12 protein-coding genes are annotated in these 12743 nt (G+C 41.4%); 4 read left to right on the top strand and 8 right to left on the bottom strand.

Annotated features, from left to right (window positions below; translation table 11 throughout):
• Positions 1-74 precede the first annotated feature (74 nt).
• The 4 genes from hpf to ACEQZT_RS07580 form a co-directional block, all read right to left on the bottom strand.
• Complete coding sequence (gene hpf, locus ACEQZT_RS07595) at positions 75-374, bottom strand: ribosome hibernation-promoting factor, HPF/YfiA family (RefSeq protein ID WP_370088827.1); 300 nt, start codon at positions 372-374, stop codon at positions 75-77.
• A gap of 25 nt (positions 375-399) precedes the next feature.
• The gene (locus ACEQZT_RS07590) at positions 400-1275 is read right to left on the bottom strand and encodes a tyrosine-type recombinase/integrase (RefSeq protein WP_370089540.1); all 876 of its coding nucleotides are present in this window, start codon (positions 1273-1275) and stop codon (positions 400-402) included.
• A gap of 73 nt (positions 1276-1348) precedes the next feature.
• Entirely contained in the window at positions 1349-1543 is a 195-nt protein-coding gene (gene rpsU, locus ACEQZT_RS07585) for a 30S ribosomal protein S21 (protein WP_348283332.1), read from the bottom strand.
• Between the two features lie 52 nt (positions 1544-1595).
• A complete protein-coding gene (locus ACEQZT_RS07580) occupies positions 1596-2759 on the bottom strand; it encodes an acyl-CoA dehydrogenase family protein (protein ID WP_370088825.1) in 1164 nt (387 codons plus the stop codon).
• A gap of 126 nt (positions 2760-2885) precedes the next feature.
• Between ACEQZT_RS07580 and ACEQZT_RS07575 the strand changes: the two genes are divergently transcribed.
• Positions 2886-4196: a UDP-glucose/GDP-mannose dehydrogenase family protein gene (locus ACEQZT_RS07575; RefSeq protein WP_370088823.1), complete on the top strand. Its 1311-nt coding sequence runs from the start codon at positions 2886-2888 to the stop codon at positions 4194-4196.
• Between the two features lie 46 nt (positions 4197-4242).
• On the opposite strand, the gene ACEQZT_RS07570 is transcribed toward ACEQZT_RS07575, so the two are convergent.
• A complete protein-coding gene (locus ACEQZT_RS07570; RefSeq protein WP_370088822.1) occupies positions 4243-4986 on the bottom strand; it encodes a DUF547 domain-containing protein in 744 nt (247 codons plus the stop codon).
• A gap of 169 nt (positions 4987-5155) precedes the next feature.
• Between ACEQZT_RS07570 and ACEQZT_RS07565 the strand changes: the two genes are divergently transcribed.
• The 3 genes from ACEQZT_RS07565 to ACEQZT_RS07555 are packed head-to-tail and all read left to right on the top strand — an operon-like array spanning position 5156 to position 8832.
• Positions 5156-6703, top strand: a complete 1548-nt coding sequence (locus ACEQZT_RS07565; RefSeq protein ID WP_370088820.1) for a glycine--tRNA ligase — start codon at positions 5156-5158, stop codon at positions 6701-6703.
• A complete protein-coding gene (locus ACEQZT_RS07560) occupies positions 6700-7491 on the top strand; it encodes a zinc-dependent peptidase (RefSeq protein WP_370088818.1) in 792 nt (263 codons plus the stop codon). Before ACEQZT_RS07565 ends, ACEQZT_RS07560 begins: the two co-directional genes overlap by 4 nt.
• 9 nt (positions 7492-7500) lie before the next feature.
• A complete protein-coding gene (locus ACEQZT_RS07555; protein WP_370088816.1) occupies positions 7501-8832 on the top strand; it encodes a deoxyguanosinetriphosphate triphosphohydrolase in 1332 nt (443 codons plus the stop codon).
• Here the strand turns inward: ACEQZT_RS07555 and ACEQZT_RS07550 are convergent.
• The 3 genes from ACEQZT_RS07550 to ACEQZT_RS07540 form a co-directional block, all read right to left on the bottom strand.
• Positions 8829-9194, bottom strand: a complete 366-nt coding sequence (locus ACEQZT_RS07550; protein ID WP_370088814.1) for a hypothetical protein — start codon at positions 9192-9194, stop codon at positions 8829-8831. The two genes, ACEQZT_RS07555 and ACEQZT_RS07550, sit on opposite strands and share 4 nt — an antisense overlap.
• Before the next feature lie 94 nt (positions 9195-9288).
• Positions 9289-11892, bottom strand: a complete 2604-nt coding sequence (locus tag ACEQZT_RS07545; protein ID WP_370088812.1) for a T9SS type A sorting domain-containing protein — start codon at positions 11890-11892, stop codon at positions 9289-9291.
• Between the two features lie 103 nt (positions 11893-11995).
• Positions 11996-12742 carry a LytR/AlgR family response regulator transcription factor gene (locus ACEQZT_RS07540; RefSeq protein ID WP_370088811.1) on the bottom strand — a complete coding sequence of 249 codons (747 nt, stop codon included), beginning with the start codon at positions 12740-12742 and terminating at the stop codon, positions 11996-11998.
• Between the last annotated feature and the right edge of the window lies 1 nt (position 12743).

The raw sequence follows: 12743 nt of genomic DNA, 5'->3' as shown, positions 1-12743 counted from the left end.
AAGGCAATAAGTAAAAAATTAAGCCCCACAATCGGTTGATTGTGGGGCTTTTCTTTTTTAGAAATAAACTGCTCTTAGTGAGCCAGCACTTTCTCCTTGTGCTTCTTCAATTGCCTCCTTAGCGCCTCAACAGCTGCATCAGCACCCGCCTCAAAAGAACGTGCCTTCTCTTTTGAGAAGAACTGGTTCTTTGGTCCATTCAATTTTATCTCTACTATTTTATTCTCCTTAGATTCATCATTCTCAACTCTGAGAAAGACTTCTCCATCAATAATCCGATCATAGAACGTCTCTAGCTTGTCAACTTTCTTTTGGATGAAATCGAGCAGCTTAACGTCTGCGTCGAAGTGAATGGAATGCATCTGTAACTTCATGTCTGTCACTTTTAAAGGTTATACATTAAGCTTTTGGGTGAGCCTGATCAAAGGCTGCCTTCAGCTTCTCTATTGAATTGTGGGTATAGACCTGAGTGGCTGCAAGGCTGGTATGTCCCAGCAAATCCTTAACAGCATTCAAATCTGCCCCTTTGTTTAATAAATGAGTTGCAAAAGTGTGTCGCATTACATGCGGGCTTTTTTTGCTAAGTGTTGTCACCGCATTGAGGTAGTTTTTCACCTTACGGTATATGAACATGGGATACATGGGATCTCCAGAGTCTGTCAATAATAATGCACCTTCTTTTGAACCCATTTCCTTTCGTAATTTTTGATAATCAGCTATCAGATGTATTAACGAATTCCCTATCGGGATGATACGTTCTTTGTTCCTTTTTCCTAAAACACGGATGGTATTTTCATAAAAATTAACATCTGTCTCTTTTAGTCCGATCAACTCCGACAATCGAATCCCGGTGGAGTAAAGCAACTCTAGCAACAAGCGATCTCGTTGGCCGGAAAAGTCAGCTGAAAACTCAACTCTATCGAGCAGATTGGTGATCTCACTCTCTTTGACAAAAGAGGGCAAATCCTTTTCGGTCTTGAGAGGTTTAATCTGTGACGTTGGGTTTGTCTCTATGTATTCTCTTGCTAACAGGAACTTGTAGAGAGATTTTAGCGTGGCTATTTTTCGATTCACGGATTTTGGAGATAAGTCCTTATCCATGAGTGATACTATCCAACTGCGGATGTGAGGATGCCGTGCTTCCTCTACATTGGTTATATCAAATTCGGAAAATAAAAATTCGGAAAATTGCTGCAGGTCTTTCCTGTAAGCGTCAACGGTATGCTGACTGTAGCGTTTTTCAAAGGAAAGGTATTTCAGGAAAGTCTCCACCATAAGCAGCATCACCTCTGATATTGAGGTGAATACTAACTTATCAAAATCTTATGTGAAGATGAAGGAGAAGAGGTTATTTATTTTCCTCGTCTCTGATCTGCTGGATGTATCGAGCTTTGATGATTTCTTCTCTTCTGGCCACAGAAGGCTTCTTGAAGTGAGTTCTGGATCTCAATTCTCTTAGAACACCAGTTTTTTCGAATTTCTTCTTAAATCTTTTAAGCGCTCTGTCTATCGACTCGTTCTCTTTAACGTTGATTATTAACATTTCAGAATTTTTAATGGGCCGCAAATATAGCAGCTATTTTTATGCATTACAATTATTGATTCAACAACGTTCGAGAAATTACCACCTTTTGAATTTCTGATGTCCCCTCTCCAATAGTGCAAAGCTTGGCATCCCTGTAGTATTTCTCCGCAGGGTAATCTTTAGTGTATCCATATCCTCCAAAAATTTGAACTCCATCATTAGCTACCTCTACAGCAATTTCAGAAGAATACAACTTTGCCATTGCTGATTCACGATTCACGCTTTTACCTTGATTTTTCAACTCAGCAGCCTGGTAAGTTAAAAGTTTTGCTGCCTCAACCTTCATAGCCATATCTGCCAGCTTGAAGGATATTCCCTGAAATTTGGAAATGGACTTACCGAACTGTTCACGTTCTTGTGAATATGCCAATGCTGCTTCAAATGCTCCTTCTGCAATTCCACATCCTAATGCTGCAATCGAAATTCGTCCACCATCTAACACTTTCAAGGCCTGAACAAAACCATCCCCAACCTCTCCTATTAAGCTTTCTGCTGGAATTCTGCAGTCTTCAAAAATCATTTCAGAAGTTTCCGAGGCACGCATTCCCAATTTATCTTCCTTCCTCCCTTGCTTAAACCCAGGATTTGTTCGTTCAACAATAAACGCACTTGCATTTCTGGATTTTCCTGCCTCTCCTGTTCTTGCGATAACTACAGCAACATTTCCTGAATTACCGTGAGTAATAAAATTTTTTGCCCCGTTTAATACCCATTCATCTCCATCCTGCTCAGCAACCGTTTTCATATTTCCCGCATCTGAACCTGTGTTAGGTTCTGTAAGTCCCCATGCTCCAATCCACTCACCAGTAGCCAGTTTAGGCAGGTACTTCTTCTTTTGATTTTCACTGCCATGCTGAAGGATGTGACCCGTACACAGAGAGTTATGAGCGGCCATTGACAGTCCAATTGACCCATCAACTTTTGATAACTCAATTATGGCAGTAACATATTCATGATACCCAAAGCCCGCACCACCGTATTCCTGCGGCACAAGCACTCCCAATAGACCCAACTCACCCATTTTTCGAAAGGTGTCAATAGGAAACTCCTGAGATTCATCCCACTTCATTTTGTGTGGTTCTATTTCTCTTTCACAGAAATCCCTGACCATTTGAGCGATCATTTCCTTGTTTTCGCTTACTTCCTGAGGGGTGGTTAATGTTGCTGTTGACATAGTTAAAACGTTTGCTTTAATTGGGAACGCAAAATTACTAATGTTGTTCGTCTAAAAATAGGCAACTCGAATTATGTCAAACAAAGTTTACTTTTGCACATTCTTAGGAATTACTTATTGATAATTATGAAAATTGCTGTAGTTGGAACTGGATATGTGGGCCTAGTAACAGGCACCTGTTTTGCAGAGACAGGAAACCACGTAACCTGTATCGATATAGATGAAAAGAAGGTGAACAAACTTAGAAATAAGCAAATCACTATCTACGAACCTGGACTTGAAGTGCTTTTTGAGCGAAACATCAGGCAGGGTCGATTGGAGTTCACTACTAATCTGAAGGAAGGAATAAAAGGCGCCCAAATAATTTTTCTTGCCTTGCCAACCCCTCCTGGCGAGGATGGATCTGCAGACCTACAATATGTACTGAAGGTAGCTGAAGATTTGGGACCCCTTTTAGAGGATTTCACTGTAATTGTTGATAAAAGTACCGTACCGGTTGGAACAGCAGAAAAAGTTACCGCCAAAGTAAAAGAAGGTGCTAAAGTGGATTTTGAAGTAGTTTCTAATCCTGAGTTCTTGAGAGAAGGAGTTGCCGTGGACGATTTCATGAAGCCTGACAGGGTCGTGATTGGAGCAGAAGAGCCAAGGTCTATAAAAGTGATGGAAAAATTATATGCTCCATTCGTTCGTCAGGGAAATCCAATCATCTTTATGGATGTGAGGTCTGCTGAGCTTACCAAATATGCTGCAAACTCTTTCCTTGCTACTAAAATCACTTTCATGAATGAGATTGCAAACCTTTGCGAGCTTATGGGTGCAGATGTGGACAAAGTAAGAAAGGGAATTGGTACAGATAGCCGGATTGGCAACAGGTTCTTATTTGCAGGAATCGGCTATGGGGGTAGTTGCTTCCCCAAAGACGTTCAGGCACTGGCCAAGTCGTCATCAGAGGTTGATTATGACTTCAGAATTTTGAATGCTGTGATGGGGGTAAATCAAGCTCAAAAGCAAAAACTAATTGATCCTTTGAAAAATTACTTCAATGGAAATCTTAGTGGAAAAACCATCGCAGTTTGGGGTTTGGCTTTTAAACCTTACACAGATGATATTCGGGAAGCTCCTGCTTTGGAAAATATTAAAACACTTCTTAGCCAGGGTGCTGAGGTTAGAGCATATGATCCCGAAGCAATGGAGAACGTCAAAGAGCAGTTTGGGGATAAAATCTATTTTGCCGAAGATCAATACGATGCACTCCAAGATGCTGATGCTCTAATGATTATGACTGAATGGCCAATTTTCAGAACACCAGAGTTTGAAAAGATGACGTCTTCACTTAAAAATAAAGTGATTTTTGACGGCCGAAACTTATATGATCTTGAGCAAATGGAAGAGCTTGGCTTTGAATACTACAGCATTGGTAGAAGGACAGTCAAATAGCAACCAAAGAAATATTCAATAAAAGCCTGACATTGTCAGGCTTTTATTATTTCTGCTCATTCAACGCCCAGTTGTAATCCATCCAGTCAATGTTCGCATCCTTGTTCAACTTGACAGGTGCATACTGATTAACATATTCAATCAGGGTTCCATTATTGTTAAAATCCCCTCTATACCAGTTGAATAGCTTGGATAGGGTAGCCCTTTCAGCACTTTTGATTTCATTCTTAGATGGATTTGATAGAAACTCCTTTGCCGCTTTCGTCAATTGTGCGTCCAATGTTTCCGGGAAATAAGCTTTATTTTGAAGCTTAGGGCAAGAAATAGCCGCACAAACCAGTGCAAAATGGATTCTTGGCTCTTCAAATTCCTTGCGTATGATGCCATGTTCAATATTGTTCAGGTCATACTCCTTATCACCAATATTGATGAATTTGATATCCCACGCAGTACTCACGAATGGAATTTTAATAGTGGATCCAATGTCTTTAATGCTGGCCACAGGATAATGTTCCAAAATTAAATCCAGCGTGTAAGCATTGTAAGCATTGATCCAGTAAGCCAATTTTTCATCTCTCGTCCAGGATTTTTGCGGAGGATTAGATTCCAAAATAGATAAATAAGATTTTAGTTTCTGCCGTTCCGACTTTAACTCCTTGTAGCTGACCAAACCTTGATCATCGACATGCTTTTGGAGCAAAGCATCATAAGATGCGTGAGAAACACCTGGCTGAGCTTGAATATTGCCAAGAAAGAAAAGCAACAATAAAGATGTGAATTGGACTTTCATATTTTTCTATGTTTTTCAACACTTAAACCAACGGCATTTTTGAGAAACTGGATGTCATCAGTTTCTCATAAGGTAGCAAGATGTACGCCAAAAGACAATTCAATGATCGCGGTAAAAAGGGTGAGATGAGGAAGTCAAATGATGTAATGGAAATATATCTTTGCGGCCTATGAGCAATACACCAGACGGAGGATCTTTAAAAAACATTGTTTCACACTGCAAAGAGTACGGTTTTATCTACCCTTCCAGTGATATTTATGACGGACTAGCTGCCACCTACGATTATGGTCCGAATGGGTCGGAGTTGAAAAACAACATCAAGGAATATTGGTGGCAGTCGATGGTGCGCATGCATGAAAACATTGTTGGTATTGATGCATCTATTTTCATGCACCCCACTACATGGAAAGCTTCAGGTCACGTTGACGCATTCAACGACCCACTAATTGACAATAAGGATTCAAAAAAACGCTACCGTGCTGATGTATTAATCGAGGAGTACATTGCTAAAGTCGAAGGGAAAGTAGCGAAAGAGGTAGCAAAAGCTGCCAAACGATTTGGTGATTCATTTGATGAGGAACAATTCGTATCTACCAACCCAAGAGTGGTAGGCTACAAGGAAAAGATCAATGAAATTGAACAGCGAATGGGTGCTGCGCTCGGTTCAGGCGATCTTGCTGGGGTAAAAGCACTCATCGAAGAACTAGAGATTGCAGACCCGGTTTCCGGCTCAAAAAACTGGACCGATGTGCGTCAGTTCAACCTAATGTTCTCCACCGAAATGGGATCGTTGGCAGATGGTGCTGACAAAATTTATCTAAGACCAGAAACAGCTCAAGGAATTTTTGTGAACTACCTAAATGTTCAAAAAACATCTCGTGTGAAGCCACCATTTGGCATTGCTCAGATTGGCAAAGCATTTAGAAACGAGATCATTGCCCGGCAATTCATCTTCCGCATGCGAGAATTTGAACAGATGGAGATGCAATTTTTTGTAAAACCTGGTGAAGAGATGGAATGGTACGAGCACTGGAAGCAAAAACGAATCAACTGGCACAAAGCGCTAGGTCTTGGAGAAGAAAATTATCGATTCCACGACCATGTGAACCTGGCGCACTATGCTAATGCTGCCGCAGACATTGAGTTCAATTTCCCAATGGGCTTTAAAGAGCTGGAAGGAATCCACTCACGAACAGATTTTGACCTAAAGGCACACGAAAAGTATTCAGGGAAGAAACTACAATTCTTTGATCAGAACACCAACGAAAGCTATGTTCCGTATGTAGTTGAAACCTCTATTGGTTTAGACAGGATGTTTCTGGCAGTGATGTCAGCTGCTTATACGGAGGAAAAACTAGAGGATGGTAGTGAGCGTACCGTTCTCCGAATTCCTCCTGCTTTAGCACCAAATAAAGTAGCTATTTTACCCCTGGTGAATAAAGACGGTCTCCCGGAAAAAGCTGAAGAAATTCTAAACGAAATTCGGTTTGACTTTTCTTTCCAGTACGATGTGAAAGACGCAATTGGACGGAGATACAGAAGGCAAGATGCGATTGGAACTCCATATTGTGTCACCATAGATCACCAAACTTTGGAGGATAATACAGTGACCATTAGAGAGCGAGACACGATGAGTCAGGAGCGAGTTTCAGTAGCGGAATTAATTCAAAAACTACACGACAAGGTGGATATGAAGCATCTGCTGAAAAAGCAATGATCATTCTTGTTCTTTTTTTTGGGGTTATTGCCATTCTTATCCTTGGAATTTTTCGAGATCTTTTTGTTTTCTTTTTTTTAGAAGCAAAGTCATACGTTTCTCCATACTTCTTTCCGGAAAGGCATATCCAATTTCTAGAAAAACACTTCACCTATTATAAAAAGCTGCCAGAAAAATCGAAGCGAATCTTTATTCATAAGGTCGCGAGGTTTATGTCCAGCAAAGAATTTATAGCTAGAAAAATGAGTGAAGTTACGGATGAGATGAAGGTGCTGATTTCGGCTTCTGCTGCCCAGCTTACTTTCGGATTTCGAGGTATTACCTTCCCTTATTTTTATAAAATCTTTGTCTTTCCTGAGTCATTTTATAATCACACCAACAAAGCCTATCACAAGGGTGAAGTAAACCCACGGCTTAAGGCCATAGCTTTATCATGGAGGGATTTCGTAGAAGGCTATCTTAAAGAGGACGGGCGAAACCTTGGACTTCATGAAATGGCTCATGCTTTGAGGCTGGAAAATAAAATTATTAATGAAGAACACAGCTTTCTTGAGGAATGGGTGCTAAAGGAATGGGAAGTCCATGCTCGGCGCACCATGAAAGAAATTAAAGAAGGAACCGAGACATTCTTCAGGAAATATGGCGGAGTGAACAATGAAGAATTTTTTGCAGTCGCAGTAGAAAACTTCTTCGAGCGTCCGGTAGAATTCCTAGAAAAACATCCCCAAACCTATCGAACCATGTGCCGGCTACTCCGTCAGGATCCTGTATTGCTGGAAAACAACTAATTTTTCGTTATGAATTGGCTTCAACTGCTTTCGCATAGACGACCCGGAGAGACAAAAACAGTAGCTCATGATCAAACCAGAAGCCGGTTTGAGCAGGACTTTGACCGTATTATTTTCTCGCACCCGTTCAGAAAGCTTCAGGACAAAACACAGGTCTTTCCGCTTCCGGAAGATGATTTTGTTCACACTCGGCTCACGCATAGTCTGGAGGTCTCGGTTGTTGGTCGTTCCTTAGCAAAAAACGCAGGCAACTATCTACTTAAAAAATATCCTGAGCTGAACAAAGCCGGCTTTACCGTCCATGATTTTGGGGGGATAGTAGGAGCAGCGTGCCTCGCTCATGACCTGGGCAACCCTCCATTTGGACATTCGGGTGAAGACAGTATTTCGTCATTCTTTCTTACTAATAAGAAGGGTCTGTTTTTCAGGGATAAAGTTTCCGATGAAGAGTGGAAGGACCTAACCACATTTGAAGGCAATGCTCAGGGTCTCAGGATTCTGAATAGCAAAGGAAATGGAGGATTGAAACTCACATATGCTACTCTGGGAGCCTTCACAAAATATCCACTGTCCTCCTCTGGCGAAAAGGAAAAAGGTCGAAAAAGCCAAAAGAAATTTGGCTACTACCAGTGCAATGCTGATCTCTTCAGAGAGATGGCTGATGAAATGGGGCTGAAGGCGCTTGGCAAGGACACCTGGTGCCGACATCCATTGGCATTTCTTGTAGAAGCAGCTGATGATATCTGCTACCATATTATCGATCTTGAAGATGGGTGTCGACTTGGGCTGGTGCCTTTCGATACGGTAAAATCACTACTTGCTGAAATTATTGGTTCATCTTATTCGGAAGAGAAGGTTCTAGCCATAGAGTCTCAAAATGAGCGTCTCGGCACATTAAGAGCTATGGCAATTGGTCAGCTGATCCAGGAGTGTTCAGATGCATTTATCGAACATGAGGAGGCGATGTTGGATGGGAGTTTTGATAAAGACCTGACCAGCTTAATTCCATCAGCTCCTGCAATGGAAAAAATCATTAAGCTATCGATCGAAAAAATCTATCGCTCCAAGCTGGTGCTGGAAAAAGAGGCAGGTGGTTATGAAGTCATTGATACCCTGATCGAAGTATTCGCCACTTCTGTTTATGCCAACCAATTTGAGAAACCGCTTCCAAAGCACAAGTCCATTTTACGATTGCTCCCAGAGGAGTATGAGGTTCAATTGAAGAATTCAAAAACGGTTTATGAGGCCTTGCAAATAGTCATTGACTTCATCAGCGGACTCACTGACTCGCATGCTGTGAGACTTTACAAAACCATCAAAGGATACAGGCTGCCTGTTTAGTCATCTACTGACTTTCCATCCTTATCAAGGATCTCCCAAAACATCAGGTAACTGGCTGTGCTGTTTCGTTCAAGCAAGGTCATCGAAGTGCTATATTTTCCAGGAGTACTATCCACCTTGAACTTAAAAACTCCCAGTTTGTCATTTAGGCTAACAAAATCATAGTCCCAAACCTCTACCTCATTCCAGCCCTCAGAGACATCCAAAGTCACCCCAACCTGCTCCACATCTCCTGAATCCACCCGATGATACAGTTCACCTTCCGGCCAGATTTTATGACCATCCTTCTTTAGGTACATTTCATCTTTATCGATTTCATCGGGGGTAGTGCACTGCACGGAGTTGATTCGAATTTTGGGCATGATTGTGTTTTTTGAACAAATAAAAATACGCACATAAAAATAAAAAAAGCGACCCCCTTGGAGTCGCTCGCCATAAGCCTCAGCTTATGCCACCTTAGTTAATTATCAATTTCTGATTGTGGATTTCTCTTTGATCCTTGAAGAGACGTAGAATGTAAGTTCCTTTTGCAAACCTTCTTACCGGAATAGAAACCCTGTTGCTTTTATGTAATTCCTGACCCATTAAGTTGACAATGGACACCACATCAAACTCGGCACCTTCAATTTTAAGGAGATCACTTACCGGATTGGGGTAGACAGATATTTCTGGACTCTTGACCCCTAGTACCACATCATACTCTTCTGATTCAATCATACACCCGTTGGCATCTCGAGCCATAAATGTGTATGAACCGGGATCCAAATCGAAAAAAGATCCGGAACTCTGAAAGTTGGTGCCGTCAGTCGAATATTCGTAGGGGGAAGTCCCTCCGGTAGCCTCAAGTGTAAAATTTCTATCGCTTTGAGTTACAGAAAGAGAAAGTACGATATCAGCACCTACTTCTATTCCCGAAAGGATAGGCCCACAACCATTTGCATCAACAATTTCAACTTTATATGTACCTGGATCTAATTGATCAAATACATTATTTGAAACGGGAACCCCATCATTCAAAATATAAGTGACCGGTGAAATTGCATTCGTAGTAGATATGGTGATTGATCCATTCAGGCTACCAAAACAGCTTGCATTGGATGTAACTACGCTTGCTATCACTTCTACAGGCTCTACTATAGTAGTCATATCATTCAACTCACATCCGTTTGCATCTTCTACAAAAATTGAATAGTTCCCTGGGCTCAGTCCAGAAAATTGCGGAGATGCTTGATAGTTGATGCCATCCAAGCTATAAGACAATGAGCCTGTTCCTCCCACAGCAGAAATACTAATTCCACCATCCTCCTCTCCATTGCATGAAATTTGAACCACGTCAATGGTAGCTGAGAGAACGTCAGGCTCCTCAATTAAGATATTTGATGAACTCGTATGTGTACAACCATTACCATCTACAATGGTAATTTCATAGGTCCCTGGATCAAGATTGTCGATTACCGTATTGGCTGTAAACTGGGTTGATGCGGTGGTCGCTCCCCCATCAAAACTCACCTGATATGGTGTAGAACCTCCAGAAACGCTGATACTTATACTTCCATCGCCTTCACCACTGCAGGTAATGTGCGTCTGGGTGATGGTGTTGATACTGATCATTGTGGGTTCATTAATTACCACCGTTTCATCATCTGTACACCCGGTTGCATCCCTCGCGTATACAGTATATGTCCCAGGAGCTAAGTTTAAAAAGCTAGTAGAAGACACATAGTTGGAATTGTCCAAACTAAACTCAATCGGAAGGAAATAACTACCAGCATTTACATGTATCTGTCCATCGTCTTCACCATTGCAGGAAACATCCCCCGTTTCTATGGCAGAAAAACTCACCGGAAAACCCTGAACTTCATATGCTCCGATATCAACAACATTGTTAAACTCACGTGATCCGAGACTTAAATCGCTAAACAGACCTGTTGGAACGCTTGAGGAAGTGCCTGCATCTACCGCGGGAGACAAGCAGGGGTTTAGTGAAAAATCATCATTGTCCGGATCTAAAAACTCAGGATCAGGTTCGTTTACCGAAAAGTCAATAATGTTCGTTGTATAGATCGGAAAATTAGAGCTGCCTCCCACATAAATTGCGTTTCCTGCTAATCCGGTATTTCCCCAGACGATATTATTGGCAATTTGAGCACTGCTCGTATTGGCATTCAATTGATAATATATGGCTCCTCCCCATCCAAAGCCCTGAGAGCCAGTATTGATGTTTCGAGTTATGGTATTGTTGTAAAAACTCACACGGTGATTTTCTACATAGATTGCTCCTCCCAAATAATGAGAAGTATTATCATAAAACAAGCAATTGATCACTTTAGATTCAACGTTGTGGTAAGTAGTAGAGCGAAAGGCAATAGCCCCTCCCGATCGGGCACTATTATCATAAAATATACAAGATTGAATCAGAGGGTTAGACTCTGTGACAGCCAAAATAGCACCCCCTCTGGTGAGCCCATTGGCTAATTGTGCATTGACGTTATTTCTAAAAATACAATTTCGAATCGTAGGGCTGGAGTTGTTGTTTCGCATGCCTGCACCGCCAGTCAATGATGCATCGTCCATGTATCCATCCTCGACAATGAATCCATCCAGAACAGCGCTCAACTCAAGTGGAGTACTCGGAGCATTGGAGTTGTGAATTACCACTTGCGAATTATCTGTATTCACATTCTTTGTTCCTATATCTCCTGATAGGATTGTTTCATTTTTTATCCAATCCCGATCTATCAGGTTCACTTCATTTCCCATGAAACCACCGTAGATCTGAACGTCATTTTTCATAATAAATGAAATGGTTCTATCCGTGCCTGCTGTGGGATAATACGTATCTGCTTTCACCCAAACCAAAACAGGACTTGCAGGTGTGGCCGCTGCTGCCGCCAAATCAATACCTGCTTGTAAGTCCGTGACTGCATTTGCCCAGGATGACCCATCACCGGTACCAGTGGCACTTTGATCCACATAAACAATTTGTGCATTTGCTGAGATTCCAAGCATAAATGAGATTAGGAATGCTAAAAATCTAAAGGCAGTAGTTTTTCTCTCCATGACATTTTCTTTTCTCCGAAAATGGCAACTAAATCATGGAAAAATTCTAAGCTTTGATGGGGACGAGATTTTGATTCACGGGAGGGAAATATAATTTGACGGGCTAGCTCTGAAGTTTACCCAAAATAGACTTTAACAGATCAGGAGCTATCGAAATGGGCAGTGTTTCATCATTCTTCATTCGAATCTCTCCTTTGGATCGCTCTATCTTGCTAATGTTGTAAATATTTACAATATAAGACCTGTGTACCCTCATGAGTCCATGATCTACCAGCATTGATTCATAAGTTTTTAAATGCTTTGATACGGTTAATGTCTCCCCGTTTTGCATATGAAACTCTGTATAGCTTCCGTTGGCGTGACACCATAAGATGTCTGGTATATCAATGATATGAAGTCCTTCCATATCAGAAAGTACGATCTTCTTTTTCTGACTTCCAGGCATCAGGTTATGGGCTAATGCGGTTAGCTGAGAATGAATTTGATCTTTCTCAATGTCAGCAGTAGCCCGGTGCACTGCCTCGATTAGTTCATCCGCATCTACAGGCTTCAGCAGGTAGTCAACAGCACTTAGCTTGAAAGCTTCTATGGCATACTGATCGTGTGCTGTAACAAATATCACCCGTGCATTTCCAAGATCCAGTTGGCGAACCAGATCTAGCCCTGAAACCTCATCGATATTTATATCCATAAAGATCAAATGAGGCTGCAATGATTTGATTCCCAGAAGTGCTTCCTGAGAAGTATTGGAAGTACCTATTACCTCAACTTCAGGACAATTCATTTCCAACAATCCTTTCAGGTCCTGAATTACATATTGTTCATCATCAACAATGTATGCCTTATACATA

Source organism: Ekhidna sp., from assembly GCF_964218185.1.
Lineage (GTDB): Bacteria > Bacteroidota > Bacteroidia > Cytophagales > Cyclobacteriaceae > Ekhidna.
The sequence above is the reverse complement of the archived record's forward strand: the minus strand, read 5'-3'. Positions and strand labels throughout refer to the sequence as shown.

Bases quoted from the DNA above. Each gene is read 5' to 3' on its own strand.
- ACEQZT_RS07555 (WP_370088816.1), top strand. From the start codon at position 7,501: ATGAATTGGCTTCAACTGCTTTCGCATAGACGACCCGGAGAGACAAAA.
- ACEQZT_RS07540 (WP_370088811.1), bottom strand. From the start codon at position 12,742: ATGTATAAGGCATACATTGTTGATGATGAACAATATGTAATTCAGGAC.
- ACEQZT_RS07545 (WP_370088812.1), bottom strand. From the start codon at position 11,892: ATGGAGAGAAAAACTACTGCCTTTAGATTTTTAGCATTCCTAATCTCA.
- ACEQZT_RS07590 (WP_370089540.1), bottom strand. From the start codon at position 1,275: ATGGTGGAGACTTTCCTGAAATACCTTTCCTTTGAAAAACGCTACAGT.
- hpf (WP_370088827.1), bottom strand. From the start codon at position 374: ATGAAGTTACAGATGCATTCCATTCACTTCGACGCAGACGTTAAGCTG.
- ACEQZT_RS07550 (WP_370088814.1), bottom strand. From the start codon at position 9,194: ATGCCCAAAATTCGAATCAACTCCGTGCAGTGCACTACCCCCGATGAA.
- ACEQZT_RS07575 (WP_370088823.1), top strand. From the start codon at position 2,886: ATGAAAATTGCTGTAGTTGGAACTGGATATGTGGGCCTAGTAACAGGC.
- rpsU (WP_348283332.1), bottom strand. From the start codon at position 1,543: ATGTTAATAATCAACGTTAAAGAGAACGAGTCGATAGACAGAGCGCTT.
- ACEQZT_RS07570 (WP_370088822.1), bottom strand. From the start codon at position 4,986: ATGAAAGTCCAATTCACATCTTTATTGTTGCTTTTCTTTCTTGGCAAT.
- ACEQZT_RS07580 (WP_370088825.1), bottom strand. From the start codon at position 2,759: ATGTCAACAGCAACATTAACCACCCCTCAGGAAGTAAGCGAAAACAAG.
- ACEQZT_RS07560 (WP_370088818.1), top strand. From the start codon at position 6,700: ATGATCATTCTTGTTCTTTTTTTTGGGGTTATTGCCATTCTTATCCTT.
- ACEQZT_RS07565 (WP_370088820.1), top strand. From the start codon at position 5,156: ATGAGCAATACACCAGACGGAGGATCTTTAAAAAACATTGTTTCACAC.